Source organism: Enterobacter cloacae complex sp. 2022EL-00981 (assembly GCF_028737495.1).
In the GTDB taxonomy this organism is placed as follows: domain Bacteria; phylum Pseudomonadota; class Gammaproteobacteria; order Enterobacterales; family Enterobacteriaceae; genus Enterobacter; species Enterobacter cloacae.
Map to the genome: position 1 here is coordinate 1 of NZ_JAQZRK010000028.1, position 22,848 is coordinate 22,848.

Here is a 22,848-nt window from a genome sequence, read left to right on the forward strand (position 1 = left end):
AGACGCGGAGAAAAATTTCTGGCAGACTGTCTGTAAAGGCACGATGAGGTCTCTTCTGATTTGTTAGCGCAACCAGTAGATCACACTTCATCGTGCTTTTCATTTTTCTGGGGAACCCTCAGCCCACTGGGAGAGGGAACTTAACACACCCTCTCCCACGGGGTGAGGGGAAGCTACTCCGCCGGCTTAAACTGCGGATTCGCCAGCATAAACCCGCCATCGACGATAAACGACTGCCCGGTGGTATAGCTGGCGTCGCTGTCGCATAACCACGCCACCAGACTGGCGATCTCTTTGGTATATCCCGGTCTTGCGAGCGGGATCGCTGGCATCGATCCTTCCTTCACTTCACTCTCGTCCATATCATTCATCGGTGTGGCAATCGCCCCCGGCGCAACGGCGTTGACCAGAATGTTGTGCTGCACCAGTTCCAGCGCCATCGATTTGGTTAATCCTCCCAGCGCATGTTTTGCGGCGGTATAGGCGCTGGCTTCCGGCAGCGGCGTATGTTCATGCACCGAGGTGATATTGACGATTCGCCCTCCTTCCCCCTGCTCCACCATTTTACGTGCGGCAATCTGCGAACAGAGAAACGCACCGTCCACGTCGACGGTGAAAATGTTTCGCCAGTCGTCAAACGGCATATCCAGGAAGGGCGCTTTGGTCATCGCACCCGCATTGTTAACCAGCACGTCCAGGCGACCAAAACGGGCAATTAACGTTTCAATCGCCTGCGCGCCCTGTGGCAGGGTGCTTAGATCAAGGTGGATAGCTTCAGCCCGCCGTCCCTGCGCCTCCACTTCGCGGCAGGTATCCCGGGCCCCTTGTTCATCAGAGTGCCAGGTGACGCCAATATCAAACCCACGTTCAGCCAGCATCAGGGCCGTGGTTTTACCAATCCCGGAATCCGATGCGGTAACAATCGCTACTTTGGTCATACTCACCTCCTGAAGAACGGCAAAGAGGTAAGTATAGATAATGACCCTGATTAGCCATGATGATAACCACCACCCAGCGCGGAGGTGAGCTGTAGCGTGGCGTCGATATACTCGCCCTGCAGCATCAATCCGGCGAGATGTTCCTTCAGCGCTGGAATTCTGGCTTCACTGACGCGCGAGCCGGCAATAATTCCGGCGCTAAAACGTGCCTGCGCCAGCGCCACCACGCGCGCCGCATCTTTTTCTACCTGCTGCTGATGCTGATTTTTCGCCGTCAGCATTTCCACTTCGCTGGCCGTGCGCGCCACCTGGTTCACGGCATCCACCACCGCCTTGTTGTAATTCGCTACCGACAGATTGTTCTGCGCCTGGGCAATATCCAGCTGCGCGTTCAGCCTGCCGCTGTCAAAAATGGGCAGAGTCAGCCCGGCGGTCACCCCCATTTGCTGGGCTGAAGAACGGAACAGATCGCTCAGATGCAGGGCATCTTGTTGTAAAAACGCCATCAGATTCACATCAGGATAAAACGCCGCTCTGGCGGCATCGACCTCGCTCATTGACGCTTCGATATACCAGTGCGCCGCCTGCAGATCCGGCCGTCGGGCCAGCAGTTCATATCCCAGCGTCGACGGTAACGACGCTTCAACCGTCGGTAAGGCATGCCGTGTGAGCGCCAGCGCGGGGGTATTAGTCAACGCGTTCAGACGCGCCTCGATGGCTTTCATTTTGCCGTGAACCTCTGCGATCTGCTCTTCGGTTTTGCTGGCACTGATGTCGGTTTCGACACCTTCCACAGAGGAGGTGATCCCGTGCTGATACAGCTCGCGATCGGCACCGATGATATTGTCCTGTTGGGATTTGATCTGCGTGAGGACCTCCTCCACGGCGGCCTGAGTTTGCCAGTCCCAGTAGAGCCGCGCCACGCTGCTGGCAAGCAGTTGACGGGTCTGCTCAAGCTCCGCTTTTTGTGCATTCACCTTGCCTATCCGGGCCTCCAACCGGGCGCGATTTTTGCCCCACAAATCCAGATCCCAGCCCGCAGTCAGACCAAAGGTACCGTTGGTATACCAGGGGCCGGTGGTGCCCGCAGCCGGGTCGGTTATGGCAAAGGGCCCCATCAGCCCTTCAGCGGACATTTTCTGACGTTCAGCATCGGCCGAAAAATCAATTTGCGGGCCGTCGGCCGCCAGGGCTGCTTTGGCCTGGGCTTCGGCAAGGGTAATACGCTGACGGGCAATCTGCATATCGGGCGCATCGCTTAATGCTTTGGCAATAAGCTTATCAAGCTGGGGATCGTTATACGCTTTCCACCATGCATTTTTCGGCCAGTCCTGATGAGGCAGCACCGTATTAACCGACGCCGTGAGTGACTGGGTATTAAGGGGAGTTACCGTGGCATGTTGCGGCGCACAGCCGGCCAGAATAACGGCAAAGGGAGCACTCAGAGATAAAATAAGAAAACGTTTCATTACGCCATTCACGCCAAAAAATAAAGGCGCAAAGTACGCCTGATGCCTCTCTTTTTTTTAGTAATGCGTGGCAATGCGCAAATTGTCATACATTTTTGTAATTAGAAAATTATACATGCCGAGTATAAGTCAAATTAACAAATTCATCTTAATTATAAATTGCCTGCTACACTTACTGTTGACATACATACGCAGGAGAAGGGAATGAAAATATTATTGTGGGTCATTTTAATTATATTTCTGATAGGACTGCTGGTGGTAACGGGTGTGTTCAAGATGATTTTCTGATTCTTTTGCCCGGCACCGCGCCGGGCAAAGGTCAGCCAGCCCATGCGTCTGGTCCAGCGCTTCACAGCGATAATTGCGGTCACACGCTTATTATTTTGCCTGGATCACCCGCGCAATATCCGCAGAAGTCTGTAATGTCCGAATCTCCTGAAATAACCCCAGCGCTTCATCGTACTCTTTGCGTAAATAGCTGAGCCACTGTTTGATGCGCGCCACGTGATATAGCCCGGTGTCGCCCTGCTTTTCCAGACGGCTATATTTTTGCAGCAGCGTCACAACATCAGCCCACGGCATACGCGGCTCGTTATATTTAATCACCCGGCTAAGGTTAGGCACATTCAATGCCCCGCGGCCGATCATCACCGCCTCGCAGCCAGTGGCCTTGAGACAGGCCTGCGCGCTCTCGTAATCCCAGATTTCACCGTTGGCGATCACCGGAATGCTGAGGCGTTTGCGGATCTCACCAATTGCCTGCCAGTTAATGCGCTCGGCTTTGTAGCCATCTTCTTTGGTGCGGCCATGCACCACCAGTTCAGTAGCCCCGGCCTGCTGCACCGCATCGGCAATTTCAAACTGCCGCGCGTCGCTGTCCCAGCCCAGGCGCACTTTCACCGTCACCGGCAAATGGGCAGGCACGGCTTCACGCATCGCTTTCGCGCCACGGTAAATCAGCTCAGGATCTTTCAGCAGCGTCGCCCCGCCGCCGCTGCCGTTCACCAGCTTCGACGGGCAGCCACAGTTGAGATCGACCCCGTAAGAGCCGAGCTCGACGGCACGGGCGGCGTTCTCCGCCAGCCATTCAGGATACTGGCCCAGTAGTTGAATACGCACCAGCGTGCCGGAGGTGGTCCGGCTCTGGCGGTGCAGCTCCGGGCAGAGTCTGTAGAACGATTTTACCGGCAACAACATATCGACCACGCGCAAAAACTCCGTCACGCAGAGATCGTAATCGTTCACCTCGGTCAGAAGTTCGCGCACGAGGGAATCGAGCACGCCTTCCATTGGGGCCAGTAAAACACGCATAGCAGTACCTGTGAAAAAAGACGCGCTATAGTAATCGCTCTGTATGTATGTTGAAAGCACGACGTTCTATTCTGGAATGACGGGTATGCTTAAAATTCATGATGTGATCCATGGCACACTTTCGGGTTTAATTGTATGATGAATGCGTTTCAGCAAGGATTTTAACCATGAGAAAATCATTGAACATTATCTGGCAATATCTGCGCGCATTCGTCCTGATTTACGCCTGCCTGTACGCCGGGATTTTCATCGCTTCCCTGCTTCCTATCACCATTCCCGGCAGCATTATCGGCATGCTGATCCTCTTTGTTCTGCTGGCGTTGCAAATTCTGCCCGCTAAGTGGGTCAACCCCGGCTGCTTCGTTCTTATTCGCTATATGGCGCTGCTGTTCGTGCCGATTGGCGTCGGGGTCATGCAGTACTTCGATCTGCTTAAAGCCCAGTTCGGCCCGATTGTCGTCTCCTGCGCAGTCAGTACGCTGGTGGTTTTCCTTGTGGTGAGCTGGAGTTCGCATCTGGTACATGGCGAACGTAAAGTGGTTGGACAGAAAGGAACAAAACAATGATGGCCAATATCTGGTGGTCGCTGCCATTAACCCTGGCGGTGTTCTTCGCGGCGCGCAAACTTGCCGCCCGGTTCAAGATGCCGCTGCTTAACCCGTTGCTGGTGGCGATGGTGGTGATTATCCCGTTCCTGCTGCTTACCGGTATTCCTTACGAACGCTACTTTGCCGGCAGCAAAATTTTAAACGACCTGCTACAACCCGCCGTGGTCGCGCTCGCATTTCCTTTATATGAACAGCTGCACCAGATCCGCGCCCGCTGGAAATCCATTATTACCATCTGTTTTGTGGGGAGCCTGGTGGCGATGATCACCGGTACTTCAGTCGCACTGCTGATGGGGGCCTCTGCGCAAATTGCCGCCTCTATTCTGCCGAAATCGGTAACCACGCCTATCGCCATGGCCGTGGGCGGTAGCCTCGGCGGCATTCCTGCCATCAGCGCCATGTGCGTGATCTTTGTCGGCATACTGGGCGCCGTGTTTGGCCATACCCTACTCAATGTCATGCGCATTCATACTAAAGCCGCACGCGGTCTGGCGATGGGCACCGCGTCGCACGCGCTGGGCACCGCCCGCTGTGCGGAGCTGGATTACCAGGAGGGGGCATTCAGCTCGCTGGCACTGGTGATCTGCGGAATCATGACCTCGCTGATGGCGCCGTTCATTTTCCCCGTGATTCTGGCGGTGATGGGCTAAAATTTGCGATGCGTCGCGCAAATTTCATTTTGTTTTCATAAGTTGCATACATAATGAGATATGGATCACATATAAAGCCCCAGCGGCTCCGTACACTACCGATCCATTAACCTTTATGAGGCAAACGCCATGCATCCACGTTTTCAAGCGGCTTTCGCCCGGCTTGCAGAGAATTTGCAATCAGCTCTGGCCCCGATTCTGGCGGATGAGCATTTCCCCGCCCTGCTCGCCGCTGAGCAGATCACCACGCTGAAACAGGCCACGGATCTTGACGAAGACGCGCTGGCTTTCGCATTGCTGCCGCTGGCTGCCGCCTGTGCACGTGCCGATCTTTCCCACTTTAACGTTGGCGCCATTGCGCGCGGCGTCAGCGGAACCTGGTACTTCGGCGGAAACATGGAGTTCCTGGGCGCAACCATGCAGCAGACTGTTCATGCGGAACAGAGCGCCATCAGCCACGCCTGGCTGCGCGGCGAAAAGGCCCTGAGCGCCATTACCGTGAACTACACCCCGTGCGGGCACTGCCGTCAGTTTATGAATGAACTGAACAGCGGGCTGCAGCTGCGCATCAATCTGCCGGGTCGCGCGCCGCATACGCTGGGCGACTACCTGCCTGACGCCTTTGGTCCGAAAGATCTTGAAATCAAAACCCTGCTGATGGACGAGCAGGATCACGGTTACACGCTGACCGATGATGACCTGACCCAGGCGGCCATTCGCGCTGCCAACAAGAGCCATACGCCGTACAGCAAATCCCCGAGCGGCGTGGCACTGCAATGCCGCGATGGGCGTATTTTTAGCGGCAGCTATGCCGAAAACGCCGCGTTTAACCCAACGCTGCCACCGCTGCAGGGCGCACTGAACCTGCTGAGCCTGAACGGCTATGACTACCCGGATATTCAGCGCGCCATTCTGGCAGAAATTGCCGATGCACCGCTGATTCAATGGGATGCCACCGCCGCCACCCTGAAAGCGCTGGGCTGCACGTCAATCGAGCGTGTATTGCTGGCGTGATCCTTCTGGCGGGCAGACATGCCCGCCCGTTTTGCTGAAAAAGCCTTCAGTTGATGCGCTGTTTCTTGCGCTAACCAGGCGGGTACAGTAGCCTGAGTTAAATTCACCTTCGGTACGAGCCATCTGCATGTTAAAGCGCGTTTTTTACAGCCTGTCTGTCCTGGTCGGCATACTGCTGTTGATCGTGCTGGGTCTCGACCGGTGGATGAGCTGGAAAACGGCCCCCTACATTTTTGATGACCTGCAGGACCTGCCCTATCGCCAGGTGGGTGTGGTGCTCGGCACCGCAAAGTATTACCGCACCGGTGTCATCAATCAGTATTACCGCTACCGTATTCAGGGCGCGCTCAACGCCTACAACAGCGGCAAGGTCAATTACCTGCTGTTAAGCGGCGATAACGCGCTGCAAAGCTACAACGAACCGGTCACCATGCGCAAAGACCTGATTGCCGCAGGCGTTGATCCGGCAGATATCGTGCTCGACTACGCCGGGTTCCGCACGCTCGACTCCATCGTGCGCACGCGCAAAGTGTTCGACACCAACGACTTTATCATCATCACCCAGCGCTTCCACTGCGAGCGTGCGCTGTTTATCGCGCTGCACATGGGCATTCAGGCGCAGTGTTATGCGGTGCCCTCGCCAAAAGATATGCTGAGCGTGCGCGTGCGTGAGTTTGGCGCTCGCTTTGGCGCGCTGGCCGATCTCTATATCTTCAAACGTGAACCGCGCTTTTTAGGCCCCCTGGTGCCAATTCCGGCCATGCATGAAGTGCCGGAAGATGCACAGGGTTATCCGGCGGTGACGCCGGAGCAGCTGCTGGATATGCAGAAAAAAAAATAACCCCGCCATACGGCGGGTTTAACTTTTCAGGAAGGTTATTTCTTACGCGCGTATTTCAGTGAATCCAGCGCAACCGCGAAGATGATAATGGCGCCCTTTATGATGTACTGCCAGTACGGGTTCACGCCGATGTAGGTCAGACCATAGTTGATGACCGTAAAGATGATCACACCGGTGACCACGCCAAGCACGGTACCCACACCGCCGCTGAAGGAGACCCCGCCGACCACGCAGGCGGCAATCGCATCCAGTTCGTACATAAAGCCGAGGTTGTTGGTGGCAGAGCCGATACGGCCCGCTTCCAGCATCCCGCCGAAGGCATAGAACACACCGGACAGGGCATAAATCATCAGCAGGTTCAGGGCCACGTTCACGCCGGACACTTTCGCTGCTTCCGGGTTGCCCCCGATGGCGAAGATGTTCTTACCAAAGCGGGTTTTGTTCCACAGGATCCAGACGAACGCCACCGCAATCAACGCGTAGAAAGTGATGTATGACAGGCGGAAGCTGCCCAGCGCAATAAATCCTTGCGTGAAGGTCGAGAAGCCGCTGTCGAAGCCCGAGATGGGGGACGCACCGACGAAGTCGTAGTACAGGGAGTTGATACCGTAAACGATGATCATCGTACCCAGGGTGGTGATAAATGGCGTCACGTTCAGGTAAGCGATGATGATACCGTTGATCAGACCAATCACCGCACCGATGGCGCAGACAATCAGGATCACCACGAAAATGGGCATGGTCGCCATTTCCGGGAACACCTTGTTGGCGTTTTCCATCGACTGCAACAGGGTTGCCGCGATCACCGCCGCGAGGCCGACCTGGCGCCCTGCGGAAAGGTCAGTCCCCTGGGTGACGATGAGCCCCGCCACGCCCAGCGCGATGATAATACGCACGGAAGACTGAGTCAGAATGTTACTCAGGTTCAGCAGACTTAAGAACGTAGGGTCCTGGAAAATGATAATGGCCAGCAATACTAAAAGAACAACGTAAATACCGCCTTCTTTCAGATAAGTGAGAAAACTTTTTTTATTTAACGCACTCATGAGGAGCCCCTGATCTTAAAGGTGCAAAGACGCTAAACGCAAAATTTCGTTTTGCGTTGTCGTTTTCGTGTCAACAATACCGGCAACGAGACCATTGCTCATAACCAGAATACGATCTGTGATCCCTAACAATTCCGGCATTTCGGAAGAGATAATAATGATCCCTTTATCCTTTTTCGCCAGTTCAGCGATCAGCTGATAAATTTCAAACTTCGCGCCGACGTCAATACCGCGGGTTGGTTCATCCAGCATCAGAATTTCTGGCTGCGTTAATAACCAACGACCGATAATGACTTTTTGCTGGTTGCCGCCCGACAACGAACCAATTTGCGTACGATGCCCCGGCGTTTTTACGCGCATAGAGTCAATAACCCACTGGGTATCACTCTTCATGCGGGAGTTATCCAGCAGACCTACTTTGTTTTTATAGTTGCGGATATTAGAAATTAACGAGTTAAAGTTAATATCCAGATAGGCATAAATACCGGTCGAACGCCGCTCTTCCGTCACCAGTGCAAAACCATTATTAATGGCTTCGTTGGCGTTGTGGTTGTTAATTTTCTTACCGTGCAGCGTGATGGTGCCTTCGGCTTTCTCGCGAATACCAAACAGGGTTTCGACGATATCGGTACGTTTTGCCCCGACCAGGCCTGCAATGCCCAGAATTTCGCCCTTGTGCAGGTCGAAGGAGACGTCGCGAATAGAGGGCTGACGCAGCGAGGTCAGGTTACGCACCTCAAGGATCACCTCACCCGGCTTGTTCTCTTTGTCCGGGAAACGCTGGTTCAGGGAACGGCCCACCATCATGGCGATGATCTTGTCCATGTCCAGCCCTTCGAGAGGCTGAGTGGCAATCCACTGACCGTCGCGCAGGATGGTTATCTCATCACACAACTGGAAGATCTCTTCCATTTTATGGGAGATATAAACAATGCCGCAGCCGCGATCTTTTAGCTTACGAATAATGGTAAAAAGGTGGTTAACCTCTTTTTCCGTTAATGACGATGTCGGTTCATCCATGATGACAATTTTGGCATCATAGGAGAACGCTTTGGCAATTTCGATCATCTGCATTTGCGAGACGGATAATGTTCCCACGCGGGCGCGCGGATCGATATCAATATCCAGCTCATCGAAAATGGCTTTGGTGTCACGGTACATTTTGTCCTGATCGACAAAAACACCTTTGGTTGGATAACGTCCCAACCACATATTATCCATTACCGAGCGTTGCAGTACCAGGTTCAATTCCTGGTGAACCATAGAGATACCGTTTTCCAGTGCTTCTTTCGCTGAATGGAAATCGATCTCTTTCCCCTGAAAAAGAATGCTGCCAGAATCTTTTTGATAGATCCCAAAAAGACATTTTAATAATGTTGATTTACCGGCACCGTTTTCACCCATTAAGGCATGAATTGAATGAGGCCGAACTTTTAAATTAACATTATCGAGTGCCTTAACACCGGGAAACGACTTGTTGATGCCGTTCATTTCCAACAAGAATTCACCGGACGACGGAGTAGTTGTGCTGACCATAATTATACCTTGTTGGCCTCGCATATCGCGTTATAAAAGGGCGCAACATGTTGCGCCCTGTGGAGACATAACTAACTATCTTATTTACCGATAAACTCAGCCAGGTTGGACTGGTCTACGCCCACGTAAGGTACGCGAACGATTTTATTGTCGATTTTCCAGTTGGTGCCATCAGCCGCACCTTTACCGTCGGCCAGGTTTTTCGCCAGATCGAAGGTGGCTTTCGCCTGGTTGTTGGCATCGTTCAGCACGGTACCGGCCATCGCACCTGATTTCACCAGTGCCAGCGCTTCTGGCAGCGCATCCACGCCGAACACAGGGATAGAGGATTTGTTGTGTGCTTTCAGGGCTTCTACCGCCCCCATTGCCATCGCGTCGTTGTTAGCGATGACCACTTCAATTTTGTTCGCGTTAGGACCAGACAGCCACGCGTCCATTTTATCTTTCGCCTGAGCGGTATCCCACATCGCGGTATCTAAAGCCAGCTGCTGGGTTTTCAGACCTTTGTCGTTCAGCTCTTTGACAACGTAAGTGGTACGCGCTTCAGCATCCGGGTGGCCTGGCTCGCCTTTCAGCAGCACAAACTGGATCTGGCCGTCTTTGTTCAGATCCCAGTTCGGGTTGGCCGCCCAGTGTTTCGCGATCAGATCGCCCTGGATAATACCGGACTCTTTGGAGTCAGTACCGACGTAATACGCTTTGTCATAGCTGTCCAGCGCTTTACGGGAAGGTTCTTTGTTGAAGAAGACGATTGGCACGTTTTGGCCGCGCGCTTTCTCGATAACTGTGCCTGCAGCAGCCGGGTCAACCAGGTTGATTGCCAGTGCCTTCACGCCTTTTGCCAGCAGGACGTCAATCTGGTCGTTCTGTTTGGACTGGTCGTTCTGGGAGTCATTCATCAGCAGCTGAACATCTGGCGCTGCTTTAGCATCTTTCTCGATCGCTTTACGCACAACAGACATGAAGTTGTCGTCGTATTTATAGATAGTCACACCAATACGGGTATCCGCAGCGTGCGCTGCTGCACCAAAAAGCATGCTTGCCATTACAGCAGACAGAGTCAACACCTTCTTATTCATGGTATCTCCGGTTTTTTTTATGCAGGGTAGTTCTTGTGAATAACGATCGGCGGGCAGGTGTTAATAAAACGTTACTGACAGCCGAAGTTCACTTATAAAATTTCTATCTTCCGTGTTCGGTAACGCTCCAGAAATGCGTTTTATTCGTTGTTTGCGGCACGTTGGCTATAGTGAAAGTGAATAATCACTGTTACATAGCGTTTCAGCCCCTAAAACGCTGACATCATAGTCAGCGCCTTGTTAAGATACTGTGAATTTACTCACAGATTGAAAACGGTTACATCAGCTGGCTTTATCAGTTAGTGATCGGAACCACAATTTGCCGGGCAGAGACCGAATGGCGGCGCACTAATGTCGGCATGAAACAGTGTGTTGCTCCCGTATCAAGCAGCCCTGCCGCGCCCTGTAACGCCAGCTCAGTCGCCAGTTTGGCCATCGAGACAATGGGATAGCGTACCGTTGTCAGCTGCGGGTCGGTGTAACGGGCAATGGGAATATCGTCAAAACCGATCAACGACAAATGCTGTGGCACCGCAATGCCGTTATCTTTTAATGCCGTCAGTGCTCCGGCAGCCATACTGTCGTTGTAGGCAAACACCGCGGAGAGCTGCAGGTTACGGCCCAGCAGCTCGACCATCGCCGCCTCCCCTCCCTGCATGTCCGGGGTACCGGTGCCTACCCAGCTTTCAGAAGGCACAATGCCGTGCTCTTTCAGGGCGTTTTGCCAGCCTTCGCGACGCAGTTCGTCGTCCTCAATCGCGTGGCTGGAGGCCAGATAACCGATTCGCTGGTGCCCGTTATTAATCAGCATGCGCGTGGCCATCATGGCGCCGCTCACGTTATCCAGCCCCACGCAACGGTGGGCATAACCGGGCACAATCCGGTTGATGAGCACCATGCCGGGGATTTGCTCCATAAATCCGGCAAGCTCCTCATCACTCAGGGCTTTTGAATGCACAATCAGCGCGTTACAACGCTGGCGGATCAGCACTTCGATGGCATAGCGCTCTTTTTCTGCTTCATGATAGCTGTTGCCGATCAGCACATACTTTTGGTGCTGCTGGGCAACAACATCCACCGCTTTCACCAGCGCGCCAAAAAACGCATCCGACACGTCCATCACTACCACGCCAATGGTGTCACTGACCTGCGTAGCCAGCGCCTGCGCATTAGCATTGGGGCGGTAACCCAGTTGGGTCACGGCTTTCATTACGGTTTCACGGGTTTCAGGGCTGACCAGCGCGCTGTTGTTCAGCACGCGAGAGACGGTGGCCACAGAAACGCCCGCCTGACGGGCGACGTCACGAATGGTGATCATATTCACCATCCTTAAAAGGATTGCAGCAACTCACAGACACCCCCTGTGTTTAGCAAGGTGGCTATTTTGGCAGCGAGAGAAAGGGGACTACGTGAAGAAGCTCACACAGATGAAAACGGTTACATCCATTTTGTTAATGATTGTGATCCAGATCGTTATCTGGATGTATTATTCAATGAAACACCTGACGCTTTTGCGGTTAACTGACGCCACGCCCACTCCAGCGGCCCCTGGCGGAAATACCGCAGCCAGATAACCGAAAACGCCAGGTTTATCGTCCAGACCGGAAGAACAAACGCCACCAGCGTAAGGCGGTCGAATTTCATAAACAGGCCAAATCGATAGAACAGCGTGGTACAGATGAGGGTCTGCAAAATGTAATTGCTTAACGCCATGCGGCCAACGCAGGCAACGGCACTGACAATCCAGAGGCGGGAGAGCTGCGGCCAGAAGCCATAGATGAGCGCGGCGTAGCCGATGGTCTGGAACGGGGCACCGAGCTCGCGCGGAACCTGCAGCAGGAAAGCGCACCAGCGGTAATCCCAGTGTAGATGCCACTGCGCAATCACCGCCGGGAGATTGATCGCCACGCCCAGCAGCACCAGCAAGACGCCTGTGCGACGATAGTGGCGCAGGCTAAATTCCCCTTTCAGCCAGCCGGTGCGCATCAGGGATGCACCCATCAGCATCATCCCCGCCAGCTGCCAGCCGTATTGCGCCCCCAGTGCCAGCAGGTTATCGCCCAGCATATCCGCGCGATTGCTTATCGCTTCCGCGCCGCCTTTTAGCTTCCAGAACTGCTCATACTGCAGGTTGGCGGCGTCCGGTATCCACGAGCGGCTTGTTGCGTCGCCGGCGATCATGCCCAGCAACAGCAGCACCCCAAGCCCCATGACATAGAGCATCACGCCGGTGTTAAACAGGCTTTTGACGCTATGCGCATCACGGATGAGTCGCCAGCAAATCAGCCCGACTAATCCATAGGCGAGAAGAATATCACCGTCCCAGAAGAACAGGCCGTGAATAAAGCCAAGGAGCACCAGCAGGGTCAGACGTGACTGGATCCACCGGGTGCCGCGTTTGAGCAGCAGTTGCAGACCGGCGCCAAACAGCAGCGCAAAGAGGGTGAGGAATTTCACCTGAGCAAAGAGATCGAGGATTGCCCACGTCCAGGCATCGCGACGGGTGATCTCGCCATACCAGGCGGGGTTAAGATAAGCGGCCTTCGGCAGACCGAAGGCGCTGATATTAAGCAGCAGGATACCGAGAATGGCGACGCCGCGAACAAAATCGAGCGTGACGTTTCGCTCCATGGTCCCTGCCCTGTCTGATTAGTTGTGGTGACGCACGGCGCGCAGGAACTCCTGGCGGGTGTTCTGGCTGGATTTAAACAGACCGCCCAGCGACGTGGTGGTGGTCGCACTGGTGGCATCACGTACACCGCGCGCCTTCACGCAGTAGTGAACCGCGTCAATGGAGACCGCGACATTATTGGTGCCCAGCAGCGTTTGCAGCGCGGTCAGGATCTGCTGCGTCAGACGCTCCTGCACCTGTGGGCGTTGGGCAAAGAACTGCACGATACGGTTGATTTTGGACAGACCAATCACCGTATCTTTTGGAATGTAAGCCACGGTCGCTTTACCGTCGATGGTCACGAAGTGGTGCTCGCAGGTGCTGGTCAGCGTAATATCGCGCACCGTCACCATCTCATCCACCTTCATTTTGTTTTCAATGACGGTGATTTTCGGGAAGTTGGCGTAGTCCAGGCCGGAGAAAATTTCGTCGACATACATTTTTGCGATGCGATGCGGCGTTTCCATCAGACTGTCGTCGCTCAGATCGAGATTCAGCAGTTGCATGATCTCGGTCATGTGCCCGGCAATCAGACGCTTACGGGTTTCATTATCCACTTCCTGAACGGGTGGACGCAGTGGCGTTTCAAGACCGCGCGCAACCAGGGCTTCGTGGACAAGGGCCGCTTCTTTACTGAGTGATGACATTCTTTTCTCCTGCAGGTGTGGCGTCTTTTGCCCTCGTTGTGGCAAAAGTGTGCGCTCATTGTGCGTGAGGCCGCGCACATAATCCAGTATTCACGACGATAATTATTGCAATTGCTGCTGCCTTTCGGCCTGACGGTTCCACACCAGCGCGCCAGCAATGAACAGCGCAATGCCCGCCAGCCCCAGCGCAGGCTCAAGCTTGTGGGTAAGCCAGGTGGATAACGCCGAGGTCATCGGCCCCACCAGCTGTCCAATGGCATAACCGGTAGTCAGCAGCCCCGCCATATAGCGGGTATGTTCGGGTGCCAGCTCGCGCCCGTAGAGTAAAGAGAGCTGAACGGCACACAGGAATCCGCCGCCGACCAGCAGGCCGCCCGTCAGCAAGCCGCCAATTCCCGGCAGTAGCCATGCCGCCAGCACACCCGCCCCCTGTAACCACAGCACGATAGCCAGCCTGCGGTTCGAGGTAGAGGTATGACGCAAAACGATGCTAAGCACGATGCCCACAACAGCGGCAGCGCCAAATATCGGCCAGACAAACTGTGCAAACAGGCTGCCGGGAAAACGCACGGCCGCCATTTGCGATAAAAATGTTGCAGGCAGGATGTAGCCAAATCCGGCCAGGCTGTAGCTCCAGACCAGGCACTTCAGATCTTTCGTCAGAATAAGGGGTTCAGGCGCGCTGCCCGGCCGATGCAGTTGCCCGGCACGCGGTAAATAGCGGGCAACCAGTGCGATAAGCACCAGTGCCAGCACGCCGTAAATCTGCCATGCGGCCCCGGCCGACAACGCTTTTGCGTGAATATAGACCGCAAGCAGTCCGCTCAGGGCGATACCTGCGCCCGGCCCGGCAAACACGGCCGCGCTCAAACCCGGTTTACCCAGTTGCCCCAGCCGCTCGTTGGTCCAGGCGGCAATCAGCACCATCGACCAGCCGCTCATGCAGCCAATCACAAAGCGCAGCAGACCATGTACCAGCGCGTTATCCGCTGCGGCGGAAAGCAGCGTCAGCGCCACAGCGCCAGTAATACCCAGCCAAAGGCGGGTTTCAACGAAGCGATGGGCGCGCATCGCATCCCATGCGCCCACCAGATAGCCCAGATAGTTCATCGCCGCCACCAGACCTGCGCTGGTGAGCGTGAGTTGCCCGGCGGCAATCATCAGTGGCACCTGAGGGGTAAACGCGAAGCGCCCAATTCCCATCGCTACCACCAGAACCACAAATCCACTGAGCGCAATTCGCAGCGCCATGACCGCTCCAGTTGTTAATAAAAAGTAAATTTATGATGCAGGATCTCGCTGTATTGCGAAAGTGAAAGTTGCTCACAGGTAAATGAAAACTCTGTATTATGGGCTGAATGAATAGCAATTCGCATTAAGGAGCCCTGCATGGAACTGCTCGAAGAGCATCGTTGTTTTGAAGGTCGACAGCAGCGCTGGCGCCACGACTCCACTGTCCTGAACTGTGCCATGACGTTCAGTATTTTCCTGCCGCCCACTGAAGAGGGTGCTAAGCCCCCGGTTCTGTTCTGGCTCTCGGGATTAACCTGTAACGATGAGAATTTCACCACCAAAGCGGGCGCGCAGCGTGTGGCGGCCGAGCTGGGTATCGCCCTGGTGATGCCAGACACCAGCCCGCGTGGCGATGAGGTGGCGGACGATGCCGGATATGATCTGGGCAAAGGGGCCGGGTTCTATCTGAACGCCACAGAGCAGCCGTGGGCGAGCCATTACCGCATGTACGACTATATTGCCGACGAGCTGCCAGCCCTGATCCAGCGTGAGTTTGCAGTAAGCAACCGGTGTGCCATCAGCGGGCATTCCATGGGTGGGCACGGCGCGTTGATCATGGCGCTAAAAAATCCTGGCAGATACACCAGCGTTTCCGCGTTTGCGCCAATAGTGAACCCCACCCAGGTACCGTGGGGGCAGAAAGCCTTCATGAACTATCTGGGCGATGACGCACAACGCTGGCAGGAATGGGACAGCTGTGCCCTGATGCTGGCGAGCCAGCCTGGAAATGCGATCCCGACGCTTGTCGATCAAGGTGATGCGGATCAGTTCCTGGCCGGGCAGCTACAGCCCGCCGTGCTGGCTGAAGCCGCACGTCAGAAAGACTGGCCGCTGACGCTGCGTATTCAGCCCGGATATGACCACAGCTACTATTTCATTGCATCCTTTATTGAGGATCACCTCCGCTTCCATGCGGAGCATTTGTTCGGGTAAGTGCGGTCTTTTTTGCCCGGTAAGCGAAGCGCCACCGGGCATGAAAACCACATCAGAACTTATAATCCACACCCACAAAGTAGCGGCGGCCATCTTCCGTGTAGCTGTAATCGTCGCGGCTCAGATCTTTATCCAGCAGGTTCTGCACGCCCGCGCGCAGCTTCACGCTTTTCGTTGCCTGCCATGCCGCGCCAGTATTCCAGATGACATAGCCGCCCGGCGTTGCGTCTGCGCTGGTTAACGCACGTTTCTCGCCGGTGTAGTGGCCCTGGACGTAGAACGACCAGTCCTGCGTCGCCTTCCAGTCCACGGTACCGTTGGCGGTATGGAACGGCAGTTCGGACAGCGGTTTGTTACCGCCGTTGCTGATATCACGCCCGTCGTTGTAGGTATAGTTCAGCGTCAGCTTCCAGTCCTCAGCCACCGGGATCTTCAGCTCGGTTTCCACGCCACGAATACGCGCCTTGTTGACGTTGTAATAGCGGAAGATCGGTTCACCGTCAGCATTCAGCCCCACGTAGTTCGGGTAGCTCTTAGCCTGGTTAACGTTCGCCGTACGGCTGATGCTGATACGGTCATCAACATTGTTCTGGAAGGTGGTAATGCTGGCCTGCACGCCCTCTAACCATCCCTCTTCCCCGCTGTAGTATAGCCCGAGTTCAAAGCTTTCGCTGGTTTCCGGTTTCAGGTTCGGGTTACCGACAATCTCGCAGGCACCGCGACACGATCCGGTGATCCAGTCCGGACTCAGTTGCAGCAGGGATGGCGCTTTAAACGCGGTTGCCCAGCCCCCTTTCACCGTGACGGTATCGGTCGCGTTATAGACCAGATACGCTCGCGGACTCCAGTGATCGCCGTAGGTGTCGTGGTCGTCCATACGGATGCCGGTAGTCAGCGCCAGCGGTTCAAATATCCGCCATTCATCTTCAAGGAAGAGAGCATACTGGCTGGTAGAGGTCGCGCTGCCGGAGCCCCCGGTCAGGTTTACCGGATCTTTCAGCTTGTCGTGACGCCATTCGCCGCCGAAGGTCAGCAGCTGATTGATTTCACCCAGCGGCAGCACGTATTTACCATCAACGGCGTTGCTCTCGGAAGTGATGGTATGGCTGTTACCCGGGTTTTTGTTGTCCACCTTCTCGCCGTAAACTTTCAGTTCGCTGTTGCCTGTCCCCCAGCGGCCGTTGTGGCTCAGGAAGTAGTTCTGGCGCTCAAGGCGATTTTTATCGAGGGAATCGGAATCACGATCCTGGCGGTCGAAACCATAGCCTGCGGTAAAATCATGATTTTCCGTCGGCGTCCAGGCGAATTCCACATTGGCATCGCGGCTGGTGAAGCCCTCAATACGCGGCGTTTCACCGCTCGTTGTGGTAGACGATTCTTGCTGCTTGTCTTTTTCACGCTTAGACACGCTGCCGTAGGCCTTCAGCCCCAGCACGCCGTCCACCAGCGGGCCGCTGGTGTAGAACTGGCCGTTGTTGGTGTCCCCGCGATCGCGGTGTTCCTGAATGGTGGAGTCGGCGCTCAGGGTGCCCGTCCACTTCTGACCGATTTTCTTGGTGATGATGTTCACCACGCCGCCCAGCGCATCTGAGCCGTAGAGCGAGGACATTGGCCCGCGCACCACTTCGATCCGCTCGATCGCATCGACCGGAACCCAGTTCAGATCGAAATCGTTATGGCGGAAGACGGCGTTGCGGGAGTTAACACGCTTACCGTCGATCAGGATCAGCGTATAGCTGCTGTCCAGACCGCGAATACTTACCCCTTTACGGTTGTCCCCTTCATTAGTGAGCTGCACGCCCGGTACGTCCTGCAACACATCTTTCAGGTTCTGAACGGGTTTACGCTGCAGGCCTTCCTGGGTGATGACGCTGATGCTCGCCGGTGCGTCCTTCAGGTTTTGCTCAGTCGCTGACGCCGTGACAACCAGTGTGTCGCTGGATTCCGCAGCGATGACAGGCAGTGCCAGGGACATTGCGGACGCACAAAGTCCTCCCCTGACGAAGGGATTCAACCTAAACATTCCATATCTCCATGAGGTAAATACAACTAAATCAAAAGATTATTGCCCACAATGCCTTTTGCTCCGCCCGCATCTCCGGCGGGTCGGTGGTCTGCTTATTTTGACGTAACGATAAAGCAAACGATTATTATTATCAATTAAATTGTTAAAAATTATATCCGTTCTGCATAATGTGGAGATAAAAAAGCCCGCTCAAATGAGCGGGCTAAAAGAGAGGAAGTGCGGTTTATTTGTTAAATCGTTCAGGGAATTCCATTTCACTGTAGCGAACGAAGTGCGTTCCTTTCATCAGCTTGTAGCCAAACCAGATCACCAGGAACAGTGGAATACCAATGTAGGTGGCCGTTACGGCGCCCCAGTCAATGGTGTCCGCCAGGAACGCTTCATAGTTCTGGCCCAGGGTGATAATCAGACACAGAATGAAGGCGAAAATCGGCCCCAGCGGGAAGAACCCGGAACGGTACGGCAGGTTGTTCAGATCGTGTCCCTGCATCACATAGCCGCGACGGAAGCGGTAGTGACTGATGGCAATCCCCAGCCAGGCAATAAAGCCCGTCATACCAGAGGTGTTGAGCAGCCACAGGTAGACCGTCTGGTTACCGAACATGGAGGTCAGGAAGCACAGACCAGCAATGACCGTTGTGGCATACAGCGCGTTACGCGGCACACCGCCACGAGACAGTTTTGCGAAAATACGCGGCGCTTTACCGTCACAGGCCAGGGTATAGAGCATACGGGTTGAGGCGTACATACCGGAGTTACCCGCAGACAGCACCGCTGTCAGGATAACGGCGTTCATTACCGCCGCCGCAGAGAGCAGACCGGCATGCTGGAAGACCAGCGTGAACGGGCTGACGCTGATGTCTTTGACATCGTTGCGCAGCAGGCTTGGGTCAGTGTATGGGATAATCAGGCTGATAATCAGGATCGCGAACACATAGAACAGCAGAATACGCCAGAATACCTGACGCACCGCGCGCGGAATGTTCTTCTCCGGGTTTTCAGACTCACCGGCGGCAATACCAATCAGCTCGGTGCCCTGGAAGGAGAAGCCAACAATCATCGCCACGCCAATCATCGCCGAGAAACCACCGGCAAACGGCGCATCGCCAATCGTCCAGTTGCTCCACCCGGCCGGTTCCGCCCCTTTGAAAATACCAACGATCATCGCCACACCGACGACGATAAAGATGATGACGGTTGCCACTTTGATCAAAGAGAACCAGTATTCCGCTTCGCCAAAGCCGCGAACGGAGATGTAGTTCAGCAGGAAGATGACCGCAAGGAACAGCGCACTCCAGATCCAGCCTGGCGTGTCCGGGAACCACCAGGTCATAACCAGCTGTGCGGCGACAAGGTCAACGGCGATGGTGACCGCCCAGTTGTACCAGTAGTTCCAGCCCAGTGCGAAGCCGAAGCCTTCTTCAACGTATTTCTGACCGTAGGTCGAAAACGAACCGGATACCGGCATGTACGCGGCCAGTTCGCCCAGGCTGGTCATCAGGAAGTAGACCATCAGGCCAATCAGGATATAAGAGAAAAGTGCCCCACCCGGGCCGGCTGCCGAAATGGTTGCCCCGGAGGCAACGAAAAGACCTGTACCGATTGAGCCGCCGATGGCGATCATCGTCAGGTGCCGCGCCTTGAGTTCGCGGCGTAGCGCGGGCGCTTCTGTGGTTTTAGTTTCTGAAACCATGTGAAAATGCTGTCCATTCAATAAATGAGGCGCGATTGTAGCAGACGATCCGCGTTCCTTCCGGCAGAAATACTGAGTTATAAGAGAGCTTCATGACTCGGCCAGGATTATAAGTAAAGCATAATTTTTCCCTCTCCCCATTGGGGTGAGGGGCGCATTTACATGGCGCAATAGCGCAGAAAACGCTGCAGCGAGCTGGAAAGATGTTTCTGACGATGGTGAATACACCACAACGTGCGCACCAGTTTGGGCAGCGGAAGCGGAACTTCAACCAGCGTTCCGGCCTCAAGCTGTTCAATAATGACCCGTCGTGAAAGGCAGCTGATCCCAAGGCCATGTCGCACCGCATGCTTGATCGCCTCTGAGTTGCCCAGCTCCATCCCCAGCTGGAAATGCGGCAAATGGGAGAGCAGCAGATAATCAACAATTTCCCGCGTGCCGGAGCCCTGCTCACGCAGGATCCACTGCGCCTGCGCCAGACGTTCCAGCGTCACCTCACCCTGCAATAACGACGAGGCGGGTGAAGCGAAGACCACCAGCTCATCTTCCAGCCAGGGTTCCGCAATGATATCGACGTTATGGCATGGCCCTTCGATAAGACCGATATCCACGCGAAAATCGATTACCGCGTTAATCACATCCTGACTGTTCCCCACGCTCATCTCCAGCGGCAGGGTCGGGAAATCCCGGCGATAGCGGGCAATCACTTCCGGCAAGATATAGTTCCCAATGGTACTGCTGGCATACACGCGGATGGCACCGTTCTCTTCCCGGAAGAGTTGTTCAATTTCCGTTGCCTGTTCCCGCAGCGCCAGCGCGCGGGGATAAAGCAGGCGGCCATGTTCGTTAACCACCAGCCGCTTCCCTACCCTGTCGAAGAGCTGCACGCCCAACTGGCCCTCAAGATCGGTTAACGCGGCGCTGACCGCAGACTGGGAAAGCGAAAGCATCTGCGAGGCCTGGGTCGTCGACCCGCTTTTCAGCACTTCGGCAAAAACTTCCAGCTGACGCAAAGTAATGTGCATGGTTTCTTACCACTTATATAGATTGATTATAAGTATATAATCAATTTTATTTTTAAGCCAGCGCGCCGTAACCTTTAGCCAGACAAAGGAGAAGGTTATGTCAGAAATCACCTTACAGCATCATCGTACATTGTGGCACTTCGTGCCGGGTCTTGCGCTCAGCGCGGTCGTCACCGGTGTGGCATTATGGGGCGGCAGCATTCCCGCCGTCGCCGGTGCCGGTTTTAGCGCCTTAACGCTGGCGATCCTGCTCGGCATGGTCGTGGGTAACACCGTTTACCCGCACATCTGGAAGTCCTGTGATGGCGGCGTTATTTTTGCCAAGCAGCATCTGCTGCGCCTCGGGATCATTCTTTACGGCTTTCGCCTCACCTTTTCACAGATTGCGGATGTCGGCATTAGCGGTATCGCCATTGACGTCCTGACCCTGACCAGCACCTTTTTACTGGCCTGCTTTATCGGACAGAAAATATTTGGCCTGGATAAACAGACCAGCTGGCTGATCGGTGCCGGGAGCAGTATTTGCGGTGCGGCGGCGGTACTGGCAACCGAACCTGTGGTCAAGGCGGAATCCAGCAAAGTTACGGTGGCGGTCGCGACCGTGGTGATCTTCGGTACGCTGGCTATTTTCCTCTACCCGGCCATGTATCCGCTGGTTGCCCACTGGTTTAGCCCGGAAACCTATGGCATCTACATTGGCTCAACCATGCATGAAGTGGCGCAGGTCGTGGCGGCGGGTCATGCCATTAACCCGGAAGCAGAAAACGCTGCGGTGATTGCTAAAATGCTGCGCGTCATGATGCTGGCACCCTTCCTGATTATCCTGGCTGCCCGCGTGAAACAGCTTGCGCCCGCGGGTGGTAATCAGAAGAGTAAAATCACCATACCGTGGTTTGCGATCCTGTTTATCGTGGTGGCGATTTTCAACTCCTTCCACCTGCTGCCAAAAGCGGTGGTCGATATGCTGGTGACGCTGGATACCGTGCTGCTGGCGATGGCGATGGCGGCGCTGGGGGTGACCACGCACGTCAGCGCGCTGCAAAAAGCCGGTGCGAAACCGCTGCTGATGGCGCTGGTGCTCTTCATCTGGCTGATTGTGGGTGGCGGTGCGATTAACCTCGTGGTTCACAGCCTGATGGCATAAACCACTACATCCTTCTCCTGTTAACCCGTTATGATACGCATTTCGGGTTAACAGGAGTCCCTTTATGAAATACGTTGGAGCGCACGTCAGCGCTGCCGGTGGCCTTGCGAATGCCGCCATTCGCGCCGCCGAAATTGAGGCGACCGCTTTCGCCCTGTTCACCAAAAACCAGCGCCAGTGGCGCGCCGCGCCGCTTACCGCTGACGTCATAGATGATTTCAAAGCCGCCTGTGAGAAGTACCACTACGGGCCGGGTCAAATCCTTCCCCACGACAGCTATCTGATCAACCTCGGCCATCCGGTTCTGGAAGCGCTGGAGAAGTCCCGCGAAGCGTTTCTGGATGAAGTCCAGCGCTGCGAGCAGCTTGGGCTGACGCTGCTGAACTTCCATCCGGGTAGCCATCTGATGCAGATAGACGAAGAGGCCTGCCTGGCACGCATTGCGGAGTCCATTAACATCACGCTGGATAAAACCCAGGGGGTTACCGCGGTGATCGAGAATACCGCCGGTCAGGGCAGCAACCTCGGCTTTAAGTTTGAACATCTGGCCGCCATCATCGACGGCGTGGAAGATAAATCCCGCGTGGGCGTATGTATCGATACCTGTCACGCGTTTGCAGCCGGTTACGACCTGCGCACAACCGAGGCCACGAAAAACACCTTCGATGAGTTCGAACGCGTGGTAGGCTTTAAGTATCTGCGTGGAATGCACTTAAACGATGCCAAAAGCGCCTTTGGCAGCCGTGTAGACCGTCACCACAGCCTGGGTGAAGGCAATATTGGCCATGATGCGTTCCGCTTTATCATGCAGGACGCCCGTTTCGATGGTATCCCCATGGTGCTGGAAACCATCAATCCGGATATCTGGGCGGAAGAGATCGCCTGGCTGAAGGCACAGCAGACCGCTGAACAGGCGGCATAAAA

At 55.0% G+C, this 22,848-nt stretch carries 21 protein-coding genes; 8 read left to right on the forward strand and 13 right to left on the reverse strand.

Features of this window, described 5'->3' with window-relative positions:
• Positions 1-173 precede the first annotated feature (173 nt).
• On the reverse strand, positions 174-938 hold the full coding sequence (locus tag PUZ33_RS19675; RefSeq protein WP_072203625.1) for an SDR family oxidoreductase: 765 nt from the start codon (positions 936-938) through the stop codon (positions 174-176).
• Positions 939-988: 50 nt separating this feature from the next.
• Positions 989-2,407, reverse strand: coding sequence for a multidrug resistance outer membrane protein MdtQ (mdtQ, locus tag PUZ33_RS19680; protein WP_020690136.1), 1,419 nt, complete (start codon positions 2,405-2,407; stop codon positions 989-991).
• A 204-nt stretch (positions 2,408-2,611) separates the two neighbouring features.
• Between mdtQ and yohP the strand changes: the two genes are divergently transcribed.
• Positions 2,612-2,695: a small membrane protein YohP gene (gene yohP / locus PUZ33_RS25290; RefSeq protein ID WP_015572324.1), complete on the forward strand. Its 84-nt coding sequence runs from the start codon at positions 2,612-2,614 to the stop codon at positions 2,693-2,695.
• Positions 2,696-2,785: 90 nt separating this feature from the next.
• Here the strand turns inward: yohP and dusC are convergent, their stop codons facing one another.
• Positions 2,786-3,718 carry a tRNA dihydrouridine(16) synthase DusC gene (dusC, locus tag PUZ33_RS19685; RefSeq protein ID WP_040022443.1) on the reverse strand — a complete coding sequence of 311 codons (933 nt, stop codon included), beginning with the start codon at positions 3,716-3,718 and terminating at the stop codon, positions 2,786-2,788.
• 167 nt (positions 3,719-3,885) lie between these two features.
• On the opposite strand from dusC, the gene PUZ33_RS19690 reads away from it, so the two are divergent.
• From PUZ33_RS19690 to sanA, 4 genes are all read left to right on the forward strand, one after another.
• Positions 3,886-4,284, forward strand: coding sequence for a CidA/LrgA family protein (locus PUZ33_RS19690; RefSeq protein ID WP_023619766.1), 399 nt, complete (start codon positions 3,886-3,888; stop codon positions 4,282-4,284).
• Entirely contained in the window at positions 4,281-4,976 is a 696-nt protein-coding gene (locus tag PUZ33_RS19695; RefSeq protein WP_013097948.1) for a CidB/LrgB family autolysis modulator, read from the forward strand. Before PUZ33_RS19690 ends, PUZ33_RS19695 begins: the two co-directional genes overlap by 4 nt.
• 129 nt (positions 4,977-5,105) lie before the next feature.
• Complete coding sequence (gene cdd, locus PUZ33_RS19700; protein WP_058680890.1) at positions 5,106-5,990, forward strand: cytidine deaminase; 885 nt, start codon at positions 5,106-5,108, stop codon at positions 5,988-5,990.
• Positions 5,991-6,117: 127 nt separating this feature from the next.
• Entirely contained in the window at positions 6,118-6,831 is a 714-nt protein-coding gene (gene sanA / locus PUZ33_RS19705; protein ID WP_023619764.1) for an outer membrane permeability protein SanA, read from the forward strand.
• A gap of 35 nt (positions 6,832-6,866) precedes the next feature.
• Here sanA and mglC read toward each other — a convergent pair whose 3' ends face one another.
• From mglC to PUZ33_RS19740, 7 genes are all read right to left on the reverse strand, one after another.
• The gene (mglC, locus tag PUZ33_RS19710) at positions 6,867-7,877 is read right to left on the reverse strand and encodes a galactose/methyl galactoside ABC transporter permease MglC (protein WP_013097952.1); all 1,011 of its coding nucleotides are present in this window, start codon (positions 7,875-7,877) and stop codon (positions 6,867-6,869) included.
• A gap of 15 nt (positions 7,878-7,892) precedes the next feature.
• Positions 7,893-9,413, reverse strand: coding sequence for a galactose/methyl galactoside ABC transporter ATP-binding protein MglA (gene mglA / locus PUZ33_RS19715; protein ID WP_029883073.1), 1,521 nt, complete (start codon positions 9,411-9,413; stop codon positions 7,893-7,895).
• Positions 9,414-9,493: 80 nt separating this feature from the next.
• Positions 9,494-10,492, reverse strand: coding sequence for a galactose/glucose ABC transporter substrate-binding protein MglB (gene mglB, locus PUZ33_RS19720; protein WP_014832691.1), 999 nt, complete (start codon positions 10,490-10,492; stop codon positions 9,494-9,496).
• Positions 10,493-10,787: 295 nt separating this feature from the next.
• Positions 10,788-11,810: an HTH-type transcriptional regulator GalS gene (galS, locus tag PUZ33_RS19725; protein WP_058680889.1), complete on the reverse strand. Its 1,023-nt coding sequence runs from the start codon at positions 11,808-11,810 to the stop codon at positions 10,788-10,790.
• Positions 11,811-11,965: 155 nt separating this feature from the next.
• On the reverse strand, positions 11,966-13,123 hold the full coding sequence (yeiB, locus tag PUZ33_RS19730; RefSeq protein ID WP_058680888.1) for a DUF418 domain-containing protein YeiB: 1,158 nt from the start codon (positions 13,121-13,123) through the stop codon (positions 11,966-11,968).
• Between the two features lie 18 nt (positions 13,124-13,141).
• Positions 13,142-13,810, reverse strand: coding sequence for a GTP cyclohydrolase I FolE (gene folE, locus PUZ33_RS19735; protein ID WP_013097957.1), 669 nt, complete (start codon positions 13,808-13,810; stop codon positions 13,142-13,144).
• 102 nt (positions 13,811-13,912) lie between these two features.
• The gene (locus PUZ33_RS19740) at positions 13,913-15,061 is read right to left on the reverse strand and encodes a YbfB/YjiJ family MFS transporter (RefSeq protein WP_013097958.1); all 1,149 of its coding nucleotides are present in this window, start codon (positions 15,059-15,061) and stop codon (positions 13,913-13,915) included.
• Positions 15,062-15,199: 138 nt separating this feature from the next.
• On the opposite strand from PUZ33_RS19740, the gene fghA reads away from it, so the two are divergent.
• Positions 15,200-16,036, forward strand: coding sequence for an S-formylglutathione hydrolase (gene fghA, locus PUZ33_RS19745; RefSeq protein ID WP_038984031.1), 837 nt, complete (start codon positions 15,200-15,202; stop codon positions 16,034-16,036).
• Between the two features lie 52 nt (positions 16,037-16,088).
• On the opposite strand, the gene cirA is transcribed toward fghA, so the two are convergent.
• The 3 genes from cirA to yieE form a co-directional block, all read right to left on the reverse strand.
• Complete coding sequence (cirA, locus tag PUZ33_RS19750; RefSeq protein ID WP_058680887.1) at positions 16,089-18,059, reverse strand: catecholate siderophore receptor CirA; 1,971 nt, start codon at positions 18,057-18,059, stop codon at positions 16,089-16,091.
• A gap of 226 nt (positions 18,060-18,285) precedes the next feature.
• Positions 18,286-19,755: an amino acid permease gene (locus PUZ33_RS19755; RefSeq protein WP_013097961.1), complete on the reverse strand. Its 1,470-nt coding sequence runs from the start codon at positions 19,753-19,755 to the stop codon at positions 18,286-18,288.
• 158 nt (positions 19,756-19,913) lie between these two features.
• Entirely contained in the window at positions 19,914-20,780 is an 867-nt protein-coding gene (gene yieE, locus PUZ33_RS19760) for a DNA-binding transcriptional regulator YeiE (protein WP_058680886.1), read from the reverse strand.
• A gap of 97 nt (positions 20,781-20,877) precedes the next feature.
• Here yieE and PUZ33_RS19765 point away from each other — a divergent pair, with 97 nt between their 5' ends.
• Together PUZ33_RS19765 and nfo are read left to right on the forward strand one after the other, a co-directional pair.
• On the forward strand, positions 20,878-21,924 hold the full coding sequence (locus tag PUZ33_RS19765; RefSeq protein ID WP_058680885.1) for a YeiH family protein: 1,047 nt from the start codon (positions 20,878-20,880) through the stop codon (positions 21,922-21,924).
• A gap of 64 nt (positions 21,925-21,988) precedes the next feature.
• Complete coding sequence (nfo, locus tag PUZ33_RS19770; protein ID WP_058680884.1) at positions 21,989-22,846, forward strand: deoxyribonuclease IV; 858 nt, start codon at positions 21,989-21,991, stop codon at positions 22,844-22,846.
• The last annotated feature ends 2 nt before the right edge of the window (positions 22,847-22,848 follow it).

Excerpts from the sequence above, each read along its gene's own strand:
- PUZ33_RS19675 (WP_072203625.1), bottom strand. The coding sequence starts at position 938 with ATGACCAAAGTAGCGATTGTTACCGCATCGGATTCCGGGATTGGTAAA.
- mdtQ (WP_020690136.1), bottom strand. The coding sequence starts at position 2,407 with ATGAAACGTTTTCTTATTTTATCTCTGAGTGCTCCCTTTGCCGTTATT.
- yohP (WP_015572324.1), top strand. The coding sequence starts at position 2,612 with ATGAAAATATTATTGTGGGTCATTTTAATTATATTTCTGATAGGACTG.
- dusC (WP_040022443.1), bottom strand. The coding sequence starts at position 3,718 with ATGCGTGTTTTACTGGCCCCAATGGAAGGCGTGCTCGATTCCCTCGTG.
- PUZ33_RS19690 (WP_023619766.1), top strand. The coding sequence starts at position 3,886 with ATGAGAAAATCATTGAACATTATCTGGCAATATCTGCGCGCATTCGTC.
- PUZ33_RS19695 (WP_013097948.1), top strand. The coding sequence starts at position 4,281 with ATGATGGCCAATATCTGGTGGTCGCTGCCATTAACCCTGGCGGTGTTC.
- cdd (WP_058680890.1), top strand. The coding sequence starts at position 5,106 with ATGCATCCACGTTTTCAAGCGGCTTTCGCCCGGCTTGCAGAGAATTTG.
- sanA (WP_023619764.1), top strand. The coding sequence starts at position 6,118 with ATGTTAAAGCGCGTTTTTTACAGCCTGTCTGTCCTGGTCGGCATACTG.
- mglC (WP_013097952.1), bottom strand. The coding sequence starts at position 7,877 with ATGAGTGCGTTAAATAAAAAAAGTTTTCTCACTTATCTGAAAGAAGGC.
- mglA (WP_029883073.1), bottom strand. The coding sequence starts at position 9,413 with ATGGTCAGCACAACTACTCCGTCGTCCGGTGAATTCTTGTTGGAAATG.
- mglB (WP_014832691.1), bottom strand. The coding sequence starts at position 10,492 with ATGAATAAGAAGGTGTTGACTCTGTCTGCTGTAATGGCAAGCATGCTT.
- galS (WP_058680889.1), bottom strand. The coding sequence starts at position 11,810 with ATGATCACCATTCGTGACGTCGCCCGTCAGGCGGGCGTTTCTGTGGCC.
- yeiB (WP_058680888.1), bottom strand. The coding sequence starts at position 13,123 with ATGGAGCGAAACGTCACGCTCGATTTTGTTCGCGGCGTCGCCATTCTC.
- folE (WP_013097957.1), bottom strand. The coding sequence starts at position 13,810 with ATGTCATCACTCAGTAAAGAAGCGGCCCTTGTCCACGAAGCCCTGGTT.
- PUZ33_RS19740 (WP_013097958.1), bottom strand. The coding sequence starts at position 15,061 with ATGGCGCTGCGAATTGCGCTCAGTGGATTTGTGGTTCTGGTGGTAGCG.
- fghA (WP_038984031.1), top strand. The coding sequence starts at position 15,200 with ATGGAACTGCTCGAAGAGCATCGTTGTTTTGAAGGTCGACAGCAGCGC.
- cirA (WP_058680887.1), bottom strand. The coding sequence starts at position 18,059 with ATGTTTAGGTTGAATCCCTTCGTCAGGGGAGGACTTTGTGCGTCCGCA.
- PUZ33_RS19755 (WP_013097961.1), bottom strand. The coding sequence starts at position 19,755 with ATGGTTTCAGAAACTAAAACCACAGAAGCGCCCGCGCTACGCCGCGAA.
- yieE (WP_058680886.1), bottom strand. The coding sequence starts at position 20,780 with ATGCACATTACTTTGCGTCAGCTGGAAGTTTTTGCCGAAGTGCTGAAA.
- PUZ33_RS19765 (WP_058680885.1), top strand. The coding sequence starts at position 20,878 with ATGTCAGAAATCACCTTACAGCATCATCGTACATTGTGGCACTTCGTG.
- nfo (WP_058680884.1), top strand. The coding sequence starts at position 21,989 with ATGAAATACGTTGGAGCGCACGTCAGCGCTGCCGGTGGCCTTGCGAAT.